The 22,371-nt window shown below is 45.0% G+C and carries 21 protein-coding genes; 5 read left to right on the plus strand and 16 right to left on the minus strand.

The features are described from left to right. Nucleotides 1–109: 109 nt before the first annotated feature. Nucleotides 110–553: an exoribonuclease R gene (locus EDI28_RS10260; RefSeq protein WP_128783765.1), complete on the plus strand. Its 444-nt coding sequence runs from the start codon at nt 110–112 to the stop codon at nt 551–553. Between the two features lie 102 nt (nt 554–655). Here the strand turns inward: EDI28_RS10260 and EDI28_RS10265 are convergent, their stop codons facing one another. The 7 genes from EDI28_RS10265 to EDI28_RS10295 all read right to left on the minus strand — a co-directional run bounded on the left by EDI28_RS10265 (nt 656) and on the right by EDI28_RS10295 (nt 8,828). Then, nucleotides 656–2,365 (minus strand): phospho-sugar mutase, encoded by a 1,710-nt coding sequence (locus tag EDI28_RS10265; protein WP_128783766.1) that lies wholly within the window; start codon nt 2,363–2,365, stop codon nt 656–658. Between the two features lie 409 nt (nt 2,366–2,774). Further along, nucleotides 2,775–3,296 carry a DUF2058 domain-containing protein gene (locus tag EDI28_RS10270; protein WP_128783767.1) on the minus strand — a complete coding sequence of 174 codons (522 nt, stop codon included), beginning with the start codon at nt 3,294–3,296 and terminating at the stop codon, nt 2,775–2,777. A 183-nt stretch (nt 3,297–3,479) separates the two neighbouring features. Further along, the gene (locus EDI28_RS10275; protein WP_164918526.1) at nt 3,480–4,970 is read right to left on the minus strand and encodes an LruC domain-containing protein; all 1,491 of its coding nucleotides are present in this window, start codon (nt 4,968–4,970) and stop codon (nt 3,480–3,482) included. Next, nucleotides 4,967–5,335: a hypothetical protein gene (locus EDI28_RS10280; protein WP_128783768.1), complete on the minus strand. Its 369-nt coding sequence runs from the start codon at nt 5,333–5,335 to the stop codon at nt 4,967–4,969. Before EDI28_RS10280 ends, EDI28_RS10275 begins: the two co-directional genes overlap by 4 nt. Before the next feature lie 267 nt (nt 5,336–5,602). After that, the gene (gene astB, locus EDI28_RS10285; protein WP_128783769.1) at nt 5,603–6,937 is read right to left on the minus strand and encodes an N-succinylarginine dihydrolase; all 1,335 of its coding nucleotides are present in this window, start codon (nt 6,935–6,937) and stop codon (nt 5,603–5,605) included. A 376-nt stretch (nt 6,938–7,313) separates the two neighbouring features. Then, complete coding sequence (locus tag EDI28_RS10290; RefSeq protein ID WP_128783770.1) at nt 7,314–7,700, minus strand: hypothetical protein; 387 nt, start codon at nt 7,698–7,700, stop codon at nt 7,314–7,316. Nucleotides 7,701–7,904: 204 nt separating this feature from the next. Beyond that, a complete protein-coding gene (locus EDI28_RS10295; RefSeq protein WP_128783771.1) occupies nt 7,905–8,828 on the minus strand; it encodes a cation diffusion facilitator family transporter in 924 nt (307 codons plus the stop codon). An 882-nt stretch (nt 8,829–9,710) separates the two neighbouring features. Here EDI28_RS10295 and EDI28_RS10300 point away from each other — a divergent pair. Next, nucleotides 9,711–9,998, plus strand: a complete 288-nt coding sequence (locus EDI28_RS10300) for a hypothetical protein (RefSeq protein ID WP_128783772.1) — start codon at nt 9,711–9,713, stop codon at nt 9,996–9,998. 154 nt (nt 9,999–10,152) lie between these two features. Here the strand turns inward: EDI28_RS10300 and EDI28_RS10305 are convergent, their stop codons facing one another. Then, nucleotides 10,153–10,494, minus strand: coding sequence for a hypothetical protein (locus EDI28_RS10305; RefSeq protein WP_233353339.1), 342 nt, complete (start codon nt 10,492–10,494; stop codon nt 10,153–10,155). Nucleotides 10,495–10,695: 201 nt separating this feature from the next. On the opposite strand from EDI28_RS10305, the gene EDI28_RS10310 reads away from it, so the two are divergent. After that, nucleotides 10,696–11,283 (plus strand): HD domain-containing protein, encoded by a 588-nt coding sequence (locus tag EDI28_RS10310; protein ID WP_233353355.1) that lies wholly within the window; start codon nt 10,696–10,698, stop codon nt 11,281–11,283. 59 nt (nt 11,284–11,342) lie between these two features. Here the strand turns inward: EDI28_RS10310 and EDI28_RS10315 are convergent, their stop codons facing one another. From EDI28_RS10315 to EDI28_RS10335, 5 genes are all read right to left on the minus strand, one after another. After that, nucleotides 11,343–12,536 (minus strand): cystathionine beta-lyase, encoded by a 1,194-nt coding sequence (locus EDI28_RS10315; protein WP_128783774.1) that lies wholly within the window; start codon nt 12,534–12,536, stop codon nt 11,343–11,345. A gap of 79 nt (nt 12,537–12,615) precedes the next feature. Beyond that, the gene (locus tag EDI28_RS10320; protein WP_128783775.1) at nt 12,616–13,323 is read right to left on the minus strand and encodes a hypothetical protein; all 708 of its coding nucleotides are present in this window, start codon (nt 13,321–13,323) and stop codon (nt 12,616–12,618) included. 315 nt (nt 13,324–13,638) lie between these two features. Then, nucleotides 13,639–14,538 (minus strand): protein translocase subunit SecF, encoded by a 900-nt coding sequence (gene secF, locus EDI28_RS10325; protein WP_128783776.1) that lies wholly within the window; start codon nt 14,536–14,538, stop codon nt 13,639–13,641. A 4-nt stretch (nt 14,539–14,542) separates the two neighbouring features. Then, on the minus strand, nt 14,543–16,369 hold the full coding sequence (secD, locus tag EDI28_RS10330; protein WP_128783777.1) for a protein translocase subunit SecD: 1,827 nt from the start codon (nt 16,367–16,369) through the stop codon (nt 14,543–14,545). A gap of 303 nt (nt 16,370–16,672) precedes the next feature. Beyond that, nucleotides 16,673–17,275, minus strand: coding sequence for a hypothetical protein (locus EDI28_RS10335; RefSeq protein ID WP_233353340.1), 603 nt, complete (start codon nt 17,273–17,275; stop codon nt 16,673–16,675). A 143-nt stretch (nt 17,276–17,418) separates the two neighbouring features. Between EDI28_RS10335 and EDI28_RS10340 the strand changes: the two genes are divergently transcribed. Continuing rightward, nucleotides 17,419–18,291 carry an NAD(P)-dependent oxidoreductase gene (locus EDI28_RS10340; protein ID WP_128783778.1) on the plus strand — a complete coding sequence of 291 codons (873 nt, stop codon included), beginning with the start codon at nt 17,419–17,421 and terminating at the stop codon, nt 18,289–18,291. 106 nt (nt 18,292–18,397) lie between these two features. On the opposite strand, the gene EDI28_RS10345 is transcribed toward EDI28_RS10340, so the two are convergent. The 3 genes from EDI28_RS10345 to EDI28_RS10355 form a co-directional block, all read right to left on the minus strand. Then, the gene (locus EDI28_RS10345; RefSeq protein ID WP_128783779.1) at nt 18,398–18,727 is read right to left on the minus strand and encodes a hypothetical protein; all 330 of its coding nucleotides are present in this window, start codon (nt 18,725–18,727) and stop codon (nt 18,398–18,400) included. A 118-nt stretch (nt 18,728–18,845) separates the two neighbouring features. Further along, nucleotides 18,846–20,054: a NupC/NupG family nucleoside CNT transporter gene (locus EDI28_RS10350; protein WP_128783780.1), complete on the minus strand. Its 1,209-nt coding sequence runs from the start codon at nt 20,052–20,054 to the stop codon at nt 18,846–18,848. 514 nt (nt 20,055–20,568) lie between these two features. Then, a complete protein-coding gene (locus tag EDI28_RS10355) occupies nt 20,569–21,078 on the minus strand; it encodes a porin family protein (protein ID WP_128783781.1) in 510 nt (169 codons plus the stop codon). Nucleotides 21,079–21,402: 324 nt separating this feature from the next. Between EDI28_RS10355 and EDI28_RS10360 the strand changes: the two genes are divergently transcribed. Next, complete coding sequence (locus EDI28_RS10360) at nt 21,403–21,996, plus strand: hypothetical protein (RefSeq protein WP_233353341.1); 594 nt, start codon at nt 21,403–21,405, stop codon at nt 21,994–21,996. The last annotated feature ends 375 nt before the right edge of the window (nt 21,997–22,371 follow it).

Genomic DNA, 22,371 nt, shown 5'->3' on the forward strand with positions numbered 1-22,371 from the left:
TAGTGTCAGAGAACTGCCCCATAATTACTAGGAAGTAGAAATAATCTGGAGTTTCACGAAGAAATCGCTCAGAATACGCGCCCTGTTTAGCTTACTGCCGAGAAAGAAAATGGAACGCGATTACAAACTTGACTGCCTGCTGACAATGCCACGCCACGAGCTGGAAGAGTTCAGCATGAGAGTAATTGGCCGTATGGTTCCTGAAGATGTGATACAGGAGCTATTTACTTTCGAACAAGAAGAAGTTGATAGCGAAGATCGTATGAGGTCGGCACAGTTCGATGCCATGTTACGTATGACAGCTATCGCACTCGGCGAGGTCAAAATGGCTTTCTCTGAATCTGACAATGCACTGCAAAATGCCGAGCGAATGACCCGACTGATCCTATGGCACTTCTATGCCATGTCATTCAACCTTGAAGAGGCCGTATCACTGGAGCAGCACTGTGAGCAGGTAGAAAACATTCTGAAGAAGACACCGGATGATGCTTTCGGCTGGGTAAAGGTTCTCACTGAATTGTTGCACAAATATGCCGAAATAAGCGAAAAATAAGTACTTTAATTACAATTATATGACGGCAAAAAACCGCCGAACAACATCTGATTCGGCGGTTTTTATTATTATATCTATACCCAATCTGAACCAATCAATTAATCAGCCAGTCAGCGAACTTTGATGATGGCAGATTAACTCTTCCATCGATGCCTCAGCCCGTTGCTGGGCATGTTCTAGCGTATCTTCGTGGCTCATCGCCTCAACCACTTCATAATAACATTTTAGCTTTGGTTCAGTACCTGATGGGCGTACCACAACGCGTGAATCATCATCAAGATGATAAATCAGCACATCGCTGGAAGGCAGGTCAATAGGCTCAACCTTGCCATCAGCAGCTATCCTTTGCGATGTTTTCAAATCATCGGTCACTACAATATGGCGACCGGCAATTGTCTCCGGGGGAGAGGCCCGCAAACTATCACCAATAGGGGGAGATCCTGGCTGCAAAGCAATACTCTTCTGCACATTGAGGTATAACCCGTGCTCGCGATAAATAGCTTCTAACTGATCCCAGACACTCTTTCCGTTAACTGCCAGCTCAGCTGCAAGCTGGGCAAAAGCGACCAGAGCCGATAACCCATCTTTGTCCCATACCTCACTACCAACGGTATAACCCAGTGCTTCCTCGTAGGCAAACAAGAATCGGCTCTCTTCCGTCTCTCGCTGCATGGCTACATTAGTGAGCCACTTGAACCCGGTTAGGGTTTGGAAGTAATTGGCCTCGACTGATTTTGCTACCCGTTTCAATAAGCTCGAAGACACAATTGTCGCCCCAACCAGATTTTGTCCTGGTTCGGCATGGGTCAGTAGATAATGGCCAAGCAGTACGCCAACCTGATCGCCGGTTAGCATCTGGTATTCACCCTCTTCCGTTCTGGCAGCAACCGCAAAACGGTCGGCATCCGGATCGTTGGCGCATGCCAAGGTCGCGTTGTGTTTTTTTGCCTCGGCAATCACCATGTCCATCGCTCCCGGCTCTTCCGGATTCGGGAAATTCACGGTAGGAAAACGCCCATCCGGCTCACGCTGCTCGGCAACACTATAGACCTTGGTAAAACCAGCATCGGCCAACAGCGCTTCCGCCATATTGGCACCAACACCATGCATCGCAGTATAGGAAAGGCTGATCCCCTCAGGCTGAGTATGATTCGACAGTAACTTACTATTATTGACGGCCTGGCGATACGTGTCGTAGAACGACTCACTTAGCCAGAACAACAGGCCTTGCTGCTTGGCAAGCTCCAACTCGAGCAACTCAATATCACTTTGAGTCGCAATATCTATCTGCGCGGCAATGCCTGAATCGTGAGGTGGAATAATCTGAGCACCATTGCCCCAGTAAACTTTAAAGCCGTTATATTCAGGAGGATTGTGACTCGCCGTCACGACCACACCTGCTGCCGCTTCAAAGTGCTTCACCCCGAATGCAACCATCGGTGTTGGGGCAACATGGGTTGTCATATAGACTTTAATACCCTGCGCCGTAAGCGCTGATGCCGTTTCATGCGCAAATCGCTTCGAGTCCGGGCGGCCGTCAAAACCGATAATAACCCCTCGCTCAGCCGCATCTTGCTCTGTCGCCAGCAAATACTTACCAAGTCCCATCGCCGTTTCTTGAATCACCAGGCGGTTCATTCGGTTAGGTCCGGCCCCCACAATTCCCCTCAATCCAGCAGTACCAAACGCCAATCGACCTGAAAAACGTTCTGCCAATTCCGACTCAGCATTTGAGTCAATAAGCTGTTGTAACTCACCACGTGTTTTAGGGTCAGGATCTCGCGCTAACCAACTAGAAATTTCTGTCTTCATTATTGATGTTCCTACGACGTTGATTACATTTACAACCTACTACAAATGATATTCATTCGCATTAATTATTTCTTATCCTATCCTTGGAAACACCAAATGCTCAAACAATCACCTGTATTTTACTCTCACAGGTCAAAGTTTGTACTTGGCTAAAAGCGAAACAATGAATGAAGTATAGAGGGAATACCGTGCTCTACCATTTTTGCAGGAATAACCGGTATTAAAAATGCTTGTAAAGCATTAACTAAGAGAGTGCTGCACTTAGTTAATGAATCCAAGAAGCGATTTAAAGAAGGCGGGAAGCCGCTTAGATTGCAGGCGGACCAAAAAGTAAATTGAATAAAATAAAGGTAGATCAGGTTAACAAATTACGGGGCCCCGAGCGGCACCCCGATATAAAATTGTACAATTACCACATCAGATCATCAGGGATCTTGAAGTCTGCGTACGGATCATCTTCATCCATTTCCTGCTCGTCAGCAGTATTGTTCACGATAATCGTTGTTTCATCGCGCTGACTAATTTTATCAGCAACCACACCTGGAACAATCGCGTAGCTATCAAGGTAGCGGGCAATCGCCAAACGCCCCTTCACCAGTTGATCCTGAATCGATTTGTCGACATAAACTTTCTTTACAAGAGTCCCATCAGTAAAGTTATAGCCAATCTCACCGTCTTTACAGTCAATCTTATTCATCTCAACCAGTTGTTTCACCTGTGAGGCTATCGCTTTTTTATCTGCTTCAGCCTGCTTCTGACGGTTCAACTCTTGATCCTGAGCGGTTTGTGCTACTCGGTTTGCTTCAACAGCAGCTTTTGCTTCTTTGGCTTGGGTCCGGGACTTCTTAGAAGATTTTCCGGCCTTTTTCATTTTTTTCTTATCAATAAGACCAGCTTTTAGCATCTGCTCTTGTAACGTTAGCTTTGCCATTTTGACTCCGTCGCGGGCACAGTTTCATTAAATAATGATAGCAACCGGCAGTGCCAATTTAAGGCTATGTCGATTGCTTAAAATATATCGTTATATTATCACTGTGCAACGAGAAACAGGTCAAGTCTATGAGGCGATAACAAGCGCTAAAAGCGACCACTCAGGGTCACTTATTAGCCAGAATCAGTCCCATTTCCAGAACGCTTTACCAATCCCTTTGATTTTGGTTGCTGAAGGCACCGTATACCACGACTCATTTTGGGCACTAGAGCTTGATACATACCCAAGAAAAGTACTGTAAGCCTCACCTAAATCAACATGCTCCAACGGCGGCTCCCAGTCTTCAGGAATTATCACAACAAATGGATAACCCTGCTCATTTTTAAACCCGCCAACACCTTCGGCATTATTGACCGAGCTCCCCAACCTTGAGGCGTACTCAGGCAAATGAATTTCATAGCCTGTATTGGTGACATGCAGATAGGGGTCATAGGGAGGAAGAGCGATATCTGCAAGGTTCAATGGTGTATCGAAGTCAAACGAAACACTGAATTTTTGCCCTTGGATAAGAGACACTTCGGCTTCCGTATTTGCAAACTCAAGGCCCGGTACCTGCATCAAAGATTTAGTCCCCTGAAGCAAACGTTGGTCAAAGCTGCCTGATTGAGAAATCGACTTTGGATACCCGCTCTCTTGTACACTTGATCCCGCTTGAAACAAGTTCACCATTCCTGTCCCCGATGCTTCATCGGGCAAGCCAATATGTAGGTACCAATCATGAGTGAAACCCGATCCCCTGGCGATAATATAACCATAAATTAGCAAGGAACTCACTTTTTCCGCTGTCATGCCAAGACCAACCCGGTAGCCAACAACGAGATCGTTGAAGTCGTAGTCACTCTTTGCCGGATAGTTATCCTCATAGGCAGCTATATAATATTCAACAGAAGAAGGAAAATAGACCCACGAATCTATTGGGTTCAATACCTGCCCCTGAGTGATCACCAAAGGGGCCTCACTCTGACCGGGTGCCAGACCCGCCAGAAAGCTGGAGTCTTCGGCGCTAACGAGCGCAAGATCCTCAAAACCTGCCGTAAAATCATAAAACGCTTCTGGATCCCCCAAAGAAGTATTCGTTTCCAACAACGTAATATCTAATGTTGCCGAAGTTGCGTTATCCAAGGCAATATTTACCGGCATGGTGATTAACGCATCATACGAGCTTCCACTCAACGCACTGCTGCTACTCGGTGTGATCAATGATGAGCCAGTCTGACCAATCAAGGTATGATAAAGCTTCCGTTCTGTGGAACCGAACTTCGCCAGCATAGATTCAGTTGGTGTTGAATAATCGCTGAATGAAAAACTATTTCCACCTACAACAATTGTTAGTACCGCAGATTCAATCGCCACACCTTGACAAGAGGCCTTCTCAGAGCCATTTGCGGCCTCATTGACATCTACGGCAAAGACCAAAGAACCACCATGATCTGATCTCATTTCCTCAAGATCAGCGGCAGATAAATTATTTTTTTGCTGCTTGGCGCGGAATAAATCAATACTTCCACTTCCCTGCTTGATCGTATCTTTCAACTGAACGGATAGTGCAACTGCATTCGCCTGTGGTACCACGAGTACAGCCATCAACAACAAGCCTATGAAACTTCGACTCATAACTGCCTCTCCCTTGAAATACTTCTATCTCCTTCAAAGTCACTGAATAGATCAAACTTCACCATCTCTTCATCATTCGGCAAAGAGAGAGGAAGCAGAATAGACTTCTGCTTATCAATTTGCCCCAGATACAGCACACTGCCTGACGACAAATAAACTTTGAGAAATAGCCTCTCTCCCGTTAACGCGAACTCTCCGGGATCAAGTTCAAATGCGCTGATCCGGTATTGCTCAAAACGTGCATTTGGAGGGGCATTGTTATCACTGAGGCGGGTACTTTGTAGAGTGCTGGGAGCCGACGATGAAGATTCGCTGCCACACCCAGCCAAAATAAAACAAAGAGAGAATAATAGCCTAGTTTTCATTTCCTTCCTCCGAAGTAATAACCTAGGCTCATGGATTCAGATCTTGTGCCAACCTATTTCTCATTGTTAATCAACAATTTACAAATACAAATGGGCAGGTATTGCAATACACGATTGATTTTGCGAGATAATTGGCATTTTAGATATCTCAACTATAAGATATTGCTTTTATAATCAGACAGTAACATTCATTTCCTCGTCATGAGCATACAAGAAAGCGATGAAAAAAAGCGGCACAAGTGTACCGCTTATGGTTTATTGCTTGCTCTAACGCTGGAAAGGATAAACAGCGCCAAGAGAGAGGATTTGCGTCAACTCATCAAGGGCTGTACGAGATTCATCAAGTAGCTGTGGGTCGGCTAAGTCCGCTTCAACCAGGCTATCCCGGTAATGGGTATCTACCCACAGGTTGAGACGATTAAACAACGCCTCGTTCATCAAGGTTGCCGGGTTCACAGCCTGTTGTTCCTGCTCGTTCAGAACGACACGCAAACGCAAACAGGCCGGGCCGCCGCCATTGGCCATACTCTGTTTCAGGTCGAAAATCTGAACTCTGTCGATACCACGTTTATCGGCCAGCATCTGTTCAATGTAAGCCCAGACATTAGTGTTATTGCGACACTCTTCAGGAAGCACAAGTAATGTTTCTCCTGACGGCAAAGCAAGCAGCTGGGAGTTGAACAGATAGCTTGTTACGGCATCATCCACGGACACTGCACCAGTAGGTACTTCGATAATCTTAAAATCACCAGACATCTTCTTAGTCAGCTCATCATAAACGCCCTGCTGATTGTGAAATGCCTGCTCATGACAAAATAGAATGTCTTTATTGCCGACAGCAATAACATCGTTGTGAAACACCCCCTGATCAATCACTGCCGGATTTTGCTGCGCAATAACCACCTTGTCACTCTCAAGCTGGTGCAGGCGAGCTACCGCTTCACAGGCTTCAAGCGTATGCCGAGCCGGAAATTTCGTCGGAGCCGGATGGCGACTGTCAAAGGCATGGCGACCATAGACAAAAAATTCAATACCCTTTTCATCATACTGATGGCAGAAGCGAGTATGATTTGCCGCACCTTCGTCACCAAAATGTTCTACCGACGGCAAGGCCGGATGATGTACAAAATGTTCTGTCGATGAAAATGTCGCTTTCAGAATTCGTCCGGTCACTTCGTGTTCAATCGAGCGATGAAACTTGTTGGTCAAGTTCGCAGGCGTGAAATGAATTTTGCCGTCAGCCGTATCTGCCGATGGCGATACCGTTGCCGCATTGGCTGTCCACATACTTGAAGCCGAGCAACAAGCTGCCAGCACCTTTGGGGCTTGTTTCGCCGCCTGCTCAATCACAACTTTATCGCTTCCGGTAAAGCCAAGCTGACGCAATGTCTTCACATCCGGGCGTTCCTGCGGCGCCAGCACCCCTTGAACCATTCCCATATCCGACAGGGCTTTCATTTTTGCCAGCCCCTGCTTGGCAGCCTGCTTAGGTTCTGACGGGACAGACTGGTTTTTTGCCGATGCAACATTACCAAATGACAACCCACTGTAGTTATGGGTCGGTCCTACCAATCCATCAAAATTCGCTTCAAGTGCTTTCATAGACATTCCATGTTGATTTACCACCCCTTAAAGATAACAAAACATTTACAATCACAACAAGGGCGGAACAATGGGCCAGTCAGAGAAGGAGTATTAGATATAAACACCCAATCCAAGCATGACTATTCATCTCTACCTACGAACACAGGCGCTAGATCATTATCAGGGCTTACTCACGACACTTCAGCGATCAAGCAGTTCTTTCTTGCTCGTTACTAAATCACGCCATCACTTATGATAAAAAGCAGAAAGCTAAATACATAATTACTCACATCACAACGGCAAAAAGCCAACCATATCATGGCTGAATTTTTTTCATTCTGTGTACCCGATCTGGCTTAAAGACTAATATATGTTCACTTTTCGCCGTAAAACACTACATATCCCATTCAACGATATGCCCTTCGTCATATACGCCGTCGCTATAAGCCGGGGTAAAATTGATAAAGATATTGTTTTTGTCGATAGGCACCTGCTCAGCAACCGTATGGGCAATCAACTCGAGCATCGAAGCTATCTGCTTCTCGGTATTAAAATTGGGTGCAATTAGATCGATCAGTAACGGGTGGGTGTCAACAGGTTGGATATCGGCAATATTGCCATGATGGGCGTAGTGTGAATGAACAAGATACTCCCATGTGACCATAATATGGTGCTGCTCTATGTTGGCTGCATCAGATATCGCCTGAGACAGGGCACTGATAACCTGTGGAATACGTACATCCTGTTCAAACGGTAATGACTTGATTCTAACTAATGGCATAACCTACCCCTCATCGAAACAAACGCCTCACCCGGTACATATCAGGAGAGACATTGACAAGTGACTAAGTTAAAAGCCTAGTGAAGTTCGCCGTTAAGACACCATCTCATATTTGAGACAGCAATAAAAAAATACTGCTACTTAATATTAAAAAACTATTGATGATAAAAAAACACCTGCAAGTTGCAGGTGTTTGCAAATTGCTCAATCACATTTTTTGTCTTCACAGCAGGGATTGATTACTCGCTCAGCACAGGTAAAAGGTTCGATGTGGATAATCACATCTACAACCTCGTCAATCTGCATGAGAATATGCGACTTGAAATTCTCGCTTATCGTGTGGGCTTGGTCGACACTCATCGTTGGCTCTACCAGCAAATGGAAATCCAATAAGATAGCACTGCCTGTACGACGACTGCGAATAGCATGAACTTCACGGATATCCGGATCAGACTCGGCGTAGTTCTGGATCTTGTCTTCTATCTCGGTATCTGCTTCCGCTTCAGTCAGCTCCAGCAAGGCCGGCCATAGTATTTCAAACGCCGCTTTCAAAATCATCGCCGTCACCAGCAATGCTGCGACCTGGTCCAAGTAATGGAGATCAGGAAAAAATAAATTCGCTATAACTGCCACCGCAACCGGCAAAGAACTCAGCGCATCAGAGCGATGGTGCCAAGCATTAGCATGCAGTGCTCGACTATTGATTTTTTTCGCCTGTATGACCGTCCAGCGATACAGTACTTCTTTAACCAGGATAGAAGCGACTGCCGCAACAAACGCCAGCAATCCCGGCTTGGCTGTCGACTCATGACCCAGTGAGTTAATCGAATCCCACCCTATCCCGAGTCCGACAAATGCGAGCAACACACCGATGAAAATATTGGTTAAAGTCTCAAAGCGGCCATGGCCATAGGGATGTCCTTTATCTGCAGGCGCTGTCCAATACCTTGATCCAATCAGGATGGCTGTATCTGTCACCAGATCTGAAAAGCTATGGACACCATCAGCCACCAGCGCCTGACTACCCGTTAGCTTGCCTACCGTAATTTTTAAAACGGCCAAAAACACGTTGGCAATAGAACCAATCCACGTAGCTTTCTGAATAACTTTTACCGGTGTCTCTGACATCTTTTCAACTCATTATGAATCAGGCAATTATGATACCTGAATTATGACCATAGCATGAACAATTCTGACAACTGTAGTTGATGCGAAATTTAGCTCTTATCGGTGTTTGATCCAATCAATTACACTTAGAGTGCAACTGGCACTATTTTCACCTAAATCCTCCCAAGCCACTTCTGGCTAACCTGACGATTTCCTTGTCGATAGCGCTGTATCAATGAGCCTTAGCAATGTGTAAATCACTGATCACGACAATCTTTACGCTGTATCTAATTGGTTGTACTTCAGCCTCTCGCCCGCCAGAAGATCCTGCTGCTCATCAGCTTAGGAACCAGCATATGGAACTATACAGGACGATGGATATGACACCGCAGCCACAACCCATTATTATTTTAAAACCGAGGAAAACATAAAGAGATACTGAATAGACTGTGAGATTATATTCAGTACTGATACCGATGTTATTCTCACCTTCTATAATTTATTCTCTATCTCCCCACCTTAAGAATTAAAATCCGCATATAATTCAATCTAGATTAATTGCATATTTACACCTACATACATCTATAAGCATCAAATTTAATACTAACTTAGGTTAATATAAAATACTCAACTTTCTTAACTATGAATATATTTAAATGATGGTCGTTAATAATTAATAACAATTCAGCGTTATTGGTATTTGGTATATTAAGGCAGTATTTTATTCGCCGATTCTCACTATAGACATGAAATGGAATAACTACATTTTATAAATCTCAAATAAAACGCCACAAGGATCACATTACTTGAACAAAGCTACTGAATTCAAATTGAAAAATCCTGTCTTCCTCCCATAATAGACGTATCAATACATAGATATTGATATTGACAAAAAGGACTTTTATGAGACATATCGCCGATTTTATCGAGCAACTTGAAAGGGGAGATGATCCTTTCAATATCTGGGTATATTCCAGTGAAGGTCACTACAGTCAGTTTGACAATCAAGGTAACAAGCTACGTACACCCAACCTTTATAAGGCACTGGATCAGCATCTGCAAATCGTTGTTGAAATGAATAATGATGCAAATGATGATGCATTCCTACTGCTTCCAGAGGTTCATGCTGTTGTACCTGTAGCATTCCATGAAGGTCAAGTACATTCACTGACAAGACCTACTGCTGCGTAAGCATCAGTTGCGAAATATAATATCGGCATCAACAATGATTAAGAATAAAATCAGGCTAGGTTTATTTCTTCATTGCCGGTAGCAATATTTAGCAGTATAAAAACAGACCCTCGGGTCTGTTTTTTTCTTTTCAATCAGTTTCCGATACTGAAAATCAATATGCGCTCTGTGTCGCGCCTCCTGTAATAATCAAGGAAGGCATTAACTTACGGCTCCCGTCTTTACATGCAGTATTGCCATCATCCCATCCTTCATTGAACCGAGTCTCGCTGTTATCTAGAGTGATATCTTTGAGATAGTCCATATCAGGCTGACCTTTCACATTTAATGCACTCTCACAGCCTTGGTTATAGCCATAATGATAAATACTGTCATACTCAACATCATTAACATACTCATCAGGAAACAACTGATAATTTTCATAATCTGAGCTACTGCAACCCACTACGCCAACTGTCAATATCGCGATTACCGTCAGTCTATAAGTCATTGTCATTCTGGCTCCTTCGTTCAACCCAATGCGAAAGCAATCTCTACCAAAGGTTTCATACAGATCGCTTAATTACTATTGTGCTTATGTGTAATATTAGTCTAGACAAAGACTTGAACTCATATGGAATCATTTAAGGCAATTACTGTGACTGAACAGCACCTTGGGAAACTCGAACAGCAACTAAAAAGTTACATTCAGCAACTAATGACTACCGATCCAGCACATGATCTCAGTCATATCGAACGTGTTGTGACAGCCGCAAAATCCTTTGCGATTGCCGAACAGGCACAGCTAGCTGTTATCATTCCTGCTGCATGGCTGCACGACTGTGTTTCATTGCCCAAAAACCACCCCGAACGCCAGAACAGCTCCAAACTTGCCGCTATTGAGGCGCTCCGCGTCTTACGTGACATTAACTATCCGGCCATCTATTTCGATGAGATAACACATGCGATTGAAGCCCACAGCTACAGCGCAAATGTACAGGTCAAAACAATAGAAGCCGCCATCGTCCAAGATGCCGACCGCATCGATGCTCTCGGTGCTGTTGGCATAGCCCGCTGCATTCAGGTCAGTACTTCATTCAACGCTCGCCTTTATTCTGACGATGACCCATTTTGCCAAGCACGTGAATATAACGATAAAGATTTCTGTGTTGACCACTTCTATAACAAGCTCTTTAAATTAGAAAAGTCGATGAACACGAAAGCTGGAAGAGCAGAAGCGCACAAGCGTACTGTTTATATGAAAGGTTTTTTGGAACAACTGAAATACGAAATCGGCCAAAAATAAAAGTTTCACCCATAACGAAAACAGGCCGCTATTGCGGCCTGTTCGTATCGGGTCATACATCAAAGCGAGTTGTTCAGTACAGCGTTAAAACGCTCGAATCCTTTTTCCAGATCGCGGATTAAATCTTCGCTGTCTTCCAGGCCGATATGTAGACGTAGCATTGGTCCAGCAAAGTCTTTTTTCTTGGCAGAACGTATTGAGTTGATATTCTCGTTGGCCAAGATCAAGCTTTCAAAGCCCCCCCACGAATACCCCATACTGAAATGCTCCATTCCATCCAGCAATGCCGTCAGAGCTTCAGTATTTCCGCGATTCAATACCAATGAAAAAAGTCCGTTGCAGCCTTTAAAGTCACGCTTATAAAATTCATGCCCTTCGCAACTTTCTAAGGCTGGATGACGAACATGATCCACTTCCTCACGTGCAGCGAGCCACTTGGCAATTTTCAAGCTATTTTGCTCATGCTGCTTTAGGCGAACACCTAATGTTCTTAATCCACGCATAGCAAGGTAGACATCATCAGGCGAGGTGCACTGCCCCATTAGGTAGCTATTTTCACGCAATTGATCCCAGCAGCGCTCATTGGCAGTTGCTGTGCCGAGCATAACGTCAGAATGACCTACAATATATTTTGTTGCTGCCTGAATCGAAATATCAACACCGTGATCAAAGGGTTGAAAGTTGACTGGCGATGCCCAGGTATTATCCAGCATAACGACCAAATCATACTCGTGGGCAATTCGAGCCAAGCTCGGCACATCCTGCACCTCCATGGTAATTGAGCATGGAGACTCAAGGAAAAGTACAGTGGTGTTAGGGCGGATCAAATCTCGGATCCCCTCACCTATCATGGGATCATAATAGGTCGTTTCAACGCCCATTTTATCCAACATCTTGTCGCAAAAATCACGTGTAGGCTCATACACACCATCGACCATCAGGATGTGATCACCAGCTTTGACAAACGACAGAATTGCATTCGATATAGCTGCTGTCCCGCATGGGTATAATGCACAACCCACCCCACCTTCCAACTCAACCATCGCATCCTGGAAAGCAAAATGTGTATTGGTTCCGCGGCGGCCGTAAAACAGTTCTTTATTGGCTCGATTTGCCGTTGCTTGCTTCATCTCTTCAACGGTATCAAACACAATCGTCGAAGCTCGACTGACAGGTGGATTAACCAAATGCTGAGTCCACTTCTTTGAACGCCCAGCCGTAATAATCTTCGTATCTAACTCTTTCTTTCCCATGACCGACCCAAATTTTCTTTTCAACGCATGCTATGAAGTTAACACAATTGATCAAGCCTTGGGTAGACGTTGCTTTTCTTTACCTTGCTGCAGCATATCGAGGTGTAACACCAATTTCACGGTGGTGGTGCGGGTAGGCCGCAGGGGTAAATTCAACAGCACGAGGGTCAATCATTTCCAAATGAGCACGGTAGTTCAGGCATGCGCGCATAATTTCTACGTTATCAGCAACTTTGGCTGTGAGCACCGCTAATAAAATCGCTTTGTAGGCAAAATGGCGATGGAGATCGATAGCTACGTCAACCGAACAAGGTTTGCCGCCGTGTGGACGTAGCACCTGCAACGCCTGCTTCTTCGGGTAAAGCTGAAACACGTTATGATTGATATTCTTAGCCTGTTTGATCATATTGCGAATTTCACAACGGGAAACCGGACTGTAACAGCCATGACACTCATCGCCAGCGGCACTTTTCAGGTATTCTTGATGCAACGGTGTAACCTGGCCATCTTGGCTGGGTAGGCTGAGAAAAATGATATCTTCATAGTCGTCGCCCAAAGTCTGAAAGATACCCCGAGTCTGGGATACAAACCCTTTGCTCAATAGGCAGTTAATCGCTTTTAGCCCCGAAAGATACTGAACCAATATCGACAGCATGACCGCATGCATATTTTGCTCGTTATTCTTTCCCGCTAACACCTCTTCGGAGTGAGGTGGTAGCAACTCATGTAATTGCGTTTCTACAAATTGAACAATCTGATGGTTTAGCTTCATTTCTGTATCATACATAATGTCGCCCTTGTCATTTATCAGTGTATAAAGTTGTACTCTTCACACTCGCAATTGATAGATGCAATACTAACGCCTGTTGATATCGACCTTTATCACTGCCCCAGGTGCATTTGTGACCAAAACCTCACTTTGAAAACAAATATTAAAATTATTATCGACAAGTTATTCACTTTTTGCAGCATAAAAGTGAAAAAATCACAAAAAATTGCAAAATGTCTCTACTTTAAAATACCTTACCGCCTAGTAATACATACAAGGCCGCGTAATGCGGCCTTGTATTATCGGTAACAACCTAAAGGATTATTACGTTCTTTATGGCTCATCTGTTATTGGCTTTGGCATATAATGTTCAGCCCGCAAGCCAAAGAATTCCGGCAAGGATGTCCCCACTGAAATGGATGACCAGGTACCGGTAATAATTCCGATGAACAATGCAATCGCAAAGCCTTCCAAAGGCCCTCCTCCTAACAACCACAATGCGCCAACCGTCATCAATGTGGTGCCGGAAGTCACGAGAGTCCGCGAGAATGTCGCGGCAATCGCTTCGTTGTTAATATCCTGTATTGGCTTATTCGGTTTGGCGATCAATAACTCCCGGATCCGATCGGCAATAATGATCGAGTCATTGAGCGAATAACCCAAGATTGCCATGACGGCAGCAAGCACCGTTAAATTGAACTCCATCTGTGTCGCAGCAAAAAAACCAAGAACAAAAATCACATCATGAGCAAGCGCAAACAGCGACCCCGACGCCAATCGCCATTCAAAGCGATAACTGAGATACCCTAAGATACACAATACCGCCACCAGTAACGCCAAACCTCCCTGCTCAGCCAACTCCTGGCCCACCTGCGGGCCAACGATACTAGTATTCAGCACACTGATTTCCGTTGCCAGAGGAGCGAGAAGCTGCTTTATTGACGGAGCTTGCTCTGCATTTTCAGGGACGGCATAGCGTAATACCCAGCGTCCCTGTTCACCGGCAGACACGACACTCACTTCCTGATTGAGGCCAGAATTTAACAACGGTTCGATTTCACTGCTTGTTATCTTTGAATCAAGCTGTATCTCGCTAACCACGCCACCGGTGAAATCCAAGCCCCAGTTCAACCCTCGGGTTGCAACCATGAAAATCGAAATAACCATTAGCAAAATTGAAACAGCACTAGTGAAGTGTCGCCACTTAGTTGCATTCTTCATAGTAAAATTCATCGTCTTAAACCCTCACTTCACGGCTAGCATCTCGTCCCCACACCAAATTAATGATGGCGCGAGAAGCAAAAATACCGGTAAACATACTCGTCAACAAACCCAGCCCCAACGTCAGAGCAAACCCCTGAATTGGACCATTCCCAATGGCATACAGAACCACAGCAGTGATCATAGTGGTAAAGTTGGCATCAAAAATCGTGCTAAACGCACTGCTGAAACCACGATCAATGGCTTGAGCAAAACTACGTCCTTCCTTAAGTTTGTCTTTGATCCGTTCAAAAATAAGCACATTGGTATCGACAGCCATACCGACAGTCAGCACCAAACCCGCTATCCCGGGTAATGTCAGCACAGCCCCCGGGATCAGTGCCATCAGACCAAACAACATCACCATATTCGCAACAAGTGCGACATTCGCTACCCAGCCAAGACGGCGATACCAAGCAGCCATAAACAGCAAAGTCATTCCTAGTCCCAAAGCGAGTGCAGCAAAACCATTTTCGATATTTTCAGCCCCCAATGTCGGACCAATCGTACGCTCTTCGACAATCGTCACCGGTGCCGTCAAGGAGCCAGCACGAAGCAATAGTGCCAGTTCCTGGGCATCCTGCATGGCACCCGCCCCCGTGATCCTAAACCGATTTCCCAGCTGACTTTGGATCGTGGCCACACTGATAATACTACTGGTCTGCTTGGCATTCCCCTCACTGTCGCGACTGTATTCACTGAACGCCGTTGCCATCGCTTTGCCAATATTGTGGCGTGAGAAGTCAGACATAATTTTCCCGCCAGCATGATCTAAGGTGATATTCACTTCAGACATGCCCATTTCGCCAAAGCTGGCACGGGCATCAACAATATGATCACCACCTAAAATAGGCTTGCGAGACACCCGCACCGGATGACCATCTTTGTCTTTCATTTCCATCGTGCTGCCGGTTCCCGGCTCTTTCACCGAGTAAAAGGCCAGGCTGGCTGTCGCACCAATCACATTTTTAGCCGCAGCCGGATCCTGTACCCCCGGCAATTCAATACGAATACGGTTCTCCCCCTGACGCTGAACCAAGGCCTCAGTAATACCTAGCTCTTCTATTCTGCTGCGCATTGTTTGCAGATTCTGCTGAACGGTCAGGTTCCGTAGCGCTGTTTTCTCATCGTCTTTTAATGCCAGTTTCAGTCCGGCTCCGCTACCGTTCGTTAGCTGCCATTGCGGATAGCTTTGACGAATAAATTTTCGTACCGCTCGATTAGCCTCTGTGTCAGGCAGATGCACAATCAGCCCATCGACACCAGAAGCTTCAACACGTGCACCACGGATCCCTTCCTGACGGATCTGTTGGCGAAGCTCGTCGCTAAGTTGCTCACCTTGTGCCTTAAACACCTGATCAATATCAACATCCAGTAAGAACTGGACGCCTCCGCGCAGATCCAGCCCAAGCTTAATCGGGGAAAACCCCATACTCTGCAACCACTGCGGTGCAGCTGGCTCTAGTGCCAATGTCAGCTGCGATTTGCTATTGGCTTGATCATTGATCACTTCAGCCAGTACGGTTCTTGCCGCTGTCTGTTGACTCTCTTTTTGCAGCACAACGACTGTTTTATTTTCTTGCTGATCAATTCGCTTTACATCGATGCCGCGATTTTCCAGTTGTTGCTGCAGAACTAAAATAGATGGAACTTGTGTACTCTTTGCTGCAATTTGCACCGCCGCATTCTCGCCATACCAGGTTGGAATAGCACTTAGCATCATAACTAAGACGGTAACGACCAGCACGACGTACTTCCATGTCGGATAGTGATTAAGCAGTCGCTGTTTATTGGGTTTTCTCATTGTTAGTGCACCATATTCTCCACCAGTAATCTCTGGTGTGGTGGAATAATTTCCTGAGTAGAGAACAGCAAACATCGCAGGCTCAAAGCCGCAGCAATGTGCTAGAGATATACTCAGTCGGAACCAGATAGCTAGAACGTTAGACGGCAATAGCCGATAGTTCTAAGCGCTGGGTCAGGAAGTCCGAAGCAGTCTGTTTAATTGCTATAACCAGCAACAAAACATGATGTATACCAATCGAGGTAAGTAAGCGCCCAGATAATTACATAATAATAATCAAACACTTATACTGATTGATATTAATCAGGTGCGGAGAAAACGGTGGTGGTAGGAAATATAGGTGAGATTACTCTCCTTCCAACCCGATATTCGGCAAGAAGGCGGATTCGTATTCAGCATCCAATTAAGACTATCGCTGAAATTGACACAATAACCTTTCACCAGGGAAGGTATTGGCTCGATCGGCAGCTCTATTGCCAGCTGATATAACGGCTGAACCTCTTCAGGATCATGGCGCAATAAATTTGCCATTCGAGAAGAGTTGGCTAGTGCTGGGTCATAGTCCCGACTTTCAGTGGAATGCTGTTTTTGAGGCAGTGGATTGGCCTGCTTAGGAATGGATTCCTTGGAGACCGCTTGCAGGGGAAAGTTCCAGACTAGCGCGCCTTTATCCATCGTAGCCTGATTGCTGTCAGTCTCCGAATGGATCTTAGCAACCAGTATATCGAACTTGGATGATTCAACCATATGCTGAGTAACACTATCTGGCAATGCCAAGTTATTGGCAGCTTGATAGCTTTCTGCATGAGCCATTGATGCAGCCCCCAGACAGAACACCAACATCACTGCTCGAATAATAGTTGCCAGCATATACTCAACATCACTAATAAGAACCAACAGCATCATAGGATGATGGCTGAAAATTCACAAGAGATTATTTGCACCAGATCACAGTTTTCATTTATGACTGCATGAACAATTTCCCATTGAATGTTAAGAATATGATCGTTATATTTCATCCACATACCACTATACAGGGAAGCTAATTCATGAAAACCAAGAAAATCGCATTTATCGGACTCGGAACAATGGGCTTCCCAATGGCAGGTCATCTAGCCAATGCCGGCCATCACGTCACTGTCTATAACCGTACGACCGCCACCGCTGAAAAGTGGGCAAAGCAATACCAGGGAGAGATCGCATTAACCCCTGCGAAAGCCGCCCAAGATGCTGATTTCGTTTTTACCTGCGTGGGAAATGATGAAGACGTTCGCCAGGTATACAAAGCTGCCGATGGTATCCTTGCGGCCGTCAAGCCGGGAGCAATCCTTATCGATAACACCACAGCCTCGGCTGAGGTTGCCCGTGAAATTGCACTTGCTGCCACAGAAGTAAGTACAGCCTTCCTTGATGCTCCGGTATCTGGTGGTGAGGCTGGTGCCGTTAACGGCTGCCTGACAGTTATGGTGGGTGGTAAGGAAAAGGTATTTGATACAGCTAAGCCTATTATCGACTGCTTTGCCAAGGCGACAACATTGATGGGGGATGTGGGTTACGGTCAGATCACTAAAATGGCGAACCAAATCTGTATTGCCGGTGTCCTGCAAGGACTGTCGGAAGCAATCACACTTGCCAAGTCAGCCGGTCTCGATATAGAGAAAATGACTGATGTGTTAAAGCATGGTGCTGCAGGTTCGTGGCAACTGGAAAATCGCGCCGTCACGATGTCCGAAGATAAATTCGACTTTGGTTTTGCGATTGACTGGATGCGTAAAGATCTCGGCATTTGCTTTGAGGCCGCAGAAAAACTAGGGGTAGAGCTACCGCTAGCCAAGCAGGTTGACGGGATATATTCAGAGCTGCAAGGGCGTGGGTTCAGCCGAGCTGATACATCTGTTCTGATTAAGCAGTTCGATAAATAGCCTTTAACGATTCCTGCTTTGAGTGCCATTTAAATATTATCGCACTACATACAAACACCAAGCCTCATTCACTGGCTTGGTGTCGACTTCCTCAGTCTATCCAAACTCAGAACAAACTAAAGATTGCCATCAACAATCGATCATCAGCTTCGCGCTTTTCTTCAACTTCACGCATCGCTTCATGGCTAGGCGTGAATCCCTGATTTAAAGACGCTGGCAATTCTGTAGCAGAGCTACGCTTAGGCTTAATATTAATGACACTCTCCGTATTATCCTTGCCAATATATTGCCGTTCGTTTGTTACCTCCAGCCCTGCGGACTGTGTATACTCCGGCTTCTGTTGCAGCAGAGTTAAGTCATTCAGAAATGTCTCCGCATTGGTATGAGCAGAGACTCCCCATAGGCATCCCACGAGAACTATTCCAAAATATCGCATTGTATCTAACCTGCATCTACTAACTGCAGCAAACTCTAACACAATAAAACATTGTATTATATATTTCAGATATAAAAAAACCGCCAACTGAATGTGGCGGTTTTTTTATAAAACTAACTTACAAGCTAACGAATATACCAGCCAGAGCTGCACTCATCAGGTTAGCCAAAGTCGCCGCAAGTACCGCCTTAAAACCTAGACTTGCTACATCACCACGGCGCTCAGGAGCCATGACACCGATAGAGCCAATCTGAATAGCGATAGAGCCGATGTTGGCAAAGCCGCATAGAGCAAACGTAATAATCACCTGGCTTTGAGTAGACAGTGTTTCTTTGACACTTACAAAATCAAGGAAGGCAACAAATTCGTTCAAGATCATCTTCTGGCCAATGAATGCGCCGGCTTGAAGCATTTCACTGGCAGGTACGCCAATGATGAAAGCAAGTGGCGAGAACAAGTAACCTAAAATACCCTGCATGGTCAGGCTCTGCATACCAAACCACTCACCAACCATCTCAAGGCCAGCATTCGCCATTGCGATAACACTAACAAACGCAATCAGCATCGTACCGATAGCAACAGCCACCTTCATGCCGTTCATCGCACCGGCCGCCAGAGCATCAATCGCATTACTGTGATCGCTTTTAGCCATTTCGATCTCAGTTTGTTCAACAGCTTTGCCTTGCTCTGGAACCAGAATCTTAGCCATCAGCAGGCTACCCGGTGCGGCCATGAAGCTAGCTGCAATAAGGTATTTCAGGTCGACACCCAATCCAGCATACCCCCCCAAGACACTACCGGCGACTGACGCCATACCTCCGGTCATCACAGCAAACAACTCAGAGCGGGTCATTTTAGGAAGGAATGGTTTGACCAATAAAGGCGATTCACCCTGAGAAAGAAAGATATTACCCGTTGCAACCAGTGATTCTGCACGGCTGGTACCCAGAGCTTTCTGAATACCGCCACCAATCACCTTAATGACCCACTGCATTGCACCTATATGATAAAGAAGAGAAATCAGAGCACTAATGAAAATAACGAGGGGAAGAACGCGAACAGCAAAAATGAAACCGGAAGTAGCGAGGTCACCAAACAAGAATTTGATCCCCTCATCGGCAAAACCCAATACATTGGCGACGCCACTACTCATCGCCCCCAGCATCATTTGCCCTACCGGTATATACAATACCAAAGCGGCAAAACTTGCCTGTAGGAATAGCGCTCCACCGACGGTACGCCAATTGATCGCTTTGCGGTTTTCAGATAACGCCCAAGCGCAAACTACCAGTACTAAAATACCGGCCAAACTAATTAACAACTGCATTATTTCGTCCTGTTGTTTCTAATAAATGGGATGCCGAAATATGAAGGTGTTACTGCCTGTTGCAATAGGGGAACCACTGCTTTCGGGGAAAAAGCAAAATAGGAGGGTTCTGAACAAGGTTGTTCAGAAAATGCGTGTTTGTCCGCCCACATGTACAACATACAAGTCACCTTGATAACAAGCTAAAATAACGCCGGTCCAACTCCGTGGGTCGTTCACATATCCATGGTGACAGCTTGTAACTAAGGTGGCTGAACTCGATGGTTCTGGCCGGAAGCGGAGTATATAGAGATATAGATCACATTAACAACCCCAGAGCCGTTTTTTTTTGTGATCTGGATTCGAGCGGACATAAAATGAGCAATTATGCGTAATTACGTTTTTAATTTCTGCCGTCACAAGAACAAGTAGAACTTAAATGAACAGTAGCAAACTCGGAGGGTGCATAGATGAGGGTATACAGAGGGGCTTTTTGAGCCCCTCTTTCATGTATTCAAATCATTCGGGAGATGAGTTAGAACTTGTAGTCAACAGAGAGTACTACTTGTTGGGAGTCATCAATTTTCGTGCTGTTTTCGTTATAATCCTGGTCAAGGTAGCGGTAGGTTAGATCCGTCGACCAGTTATCATTGATTTCATACATCGCACCGACCTGGCCGCCCCATACAAAATCTGATGAACTTTCACCCGCAATTTTGTTATCTGCTACACCCGCAGACACACCGGCGAATAAGTTAACCTGCTGAGCGACTGGTACCAAATAGTCGTAAGATGCCAAGAACATATTCTGTGATGACTTATCCATATAGCTATAGGTGCCCATCACGCGATGGTGATCATTGATTATGGCACCGCCACGTAGCTGGTAAGTCATATCTTCACCGTTCTGGCCAAACTCACCTTTGACATTATCTTCTTGATAACCGGCACCAGCACCAACAAACCAATCCGTGTCCGCAGCAAAAGCAGGCAATGCCATAACAGTTGCCAAAGTGATGGTTGAAATAACGGCTAATTTTTTCATCGGTGATACTCCTAAATGTCTTTATATGAAGAGCGAACATCGTCTATTTCGATGGCCTTCGTTTTGTTGATGACTAATCTACACCGCTTAACTGAACGTAGCCTTAAAATAAAAAACAATGTTTTATAACTGAACAGAGACTTAACAACCGCCCTTTTGGGCTATGAACGGTCTGAACTTCAACTTTCGTACTGCATTGATAAGGTGAGGACTTGATAAGTTAAGGTATTGTTTCGAATAATTAAGATCTGAATCAAGCATCACAATTGACTATCAGCTGGAGCTAGGCATAATTTGCAGATAATGAATATAAGGCGGCTCTAAATGGCTAACGCTCGAAAACAGACGTTAATTTTTTCTCCTTGCCGATTCAGGGGGATAACCATTGCCACTATGCTATTCACTATTCTCTTTTCGATAAATTCTTATGCCAACCAGTACGTATCTGAACTTAAGCTACTTAACTACACTGATACATACGGTAATGTGTCATTGCGATATGCACGAAACTTGACGCTGCCTAATCCAATGACAGTCAAGGGCAACCTTAATCTTGAATACAGTAAAATAGAACGTTTGCCACGAAAGCTGAAAGTGGAAGGAAACCTAAATCTGGCATATAGCGCAGTCAAACAGCTCCCGCGACAATTAGTTGTCTTTGGCTATATAAACCTTGCCCACTCACAAGTCACTTATCTGAATACGGGTCTGCAGGTCAGGGGAGATCTTAGTATCATGGGGACCAAAATCACACAACTGCCCCCTTACCTGTATGTCGGTGGTGACTTATATCTTGCAAATTCGGCAATTACTGAACTTCCAAAGTTTTTGGTCGTAAAAGGCGATATCTATCTTGGTGGTAGGCCCATTCGCGAAATACCTGAACAAATAACTGTTGGTGGCCATATATTTAAATAGTTATCTAACTTTTTTATACGAATATAAGATATCTTACACTCCGGATGAATACACTTCTATATATTATCGACACTAGCTCTATCTACAAAAATTAAACTTGGTGTATTGATGAAAACACAACGAACAAACTCAATAGCAAACGATTGCTATTTGAATAATAGGCGAATGGTTATAAGTTCAAGGGAATTTAAAATAGCAAATAAATAATCACACTAGGAAGGGGGTATTTGCCAGAAACACTCTTCGTAAATCTTGTGCTTCTGGCATGCTTTAAAAAACATTAAAAAAATCAATAAATTGATGCTACTGCACTCAAGCTATTACTGTGATTTCCCTTTTTCACTTGTCGTTTGCGACTGATGATAGAACCATTGT

The sequence above is a fragment of the Photobacterium chitinilyticum genome (genome assembly GCF_004104355.1).
GTDB classification, from domain to species: Bacteria; Pseudomonadota; Gammaproteobacteria; order Enterobacterales; family Vibrionaceae; genus Photobacterium; species Photobacterium chitinilyticum.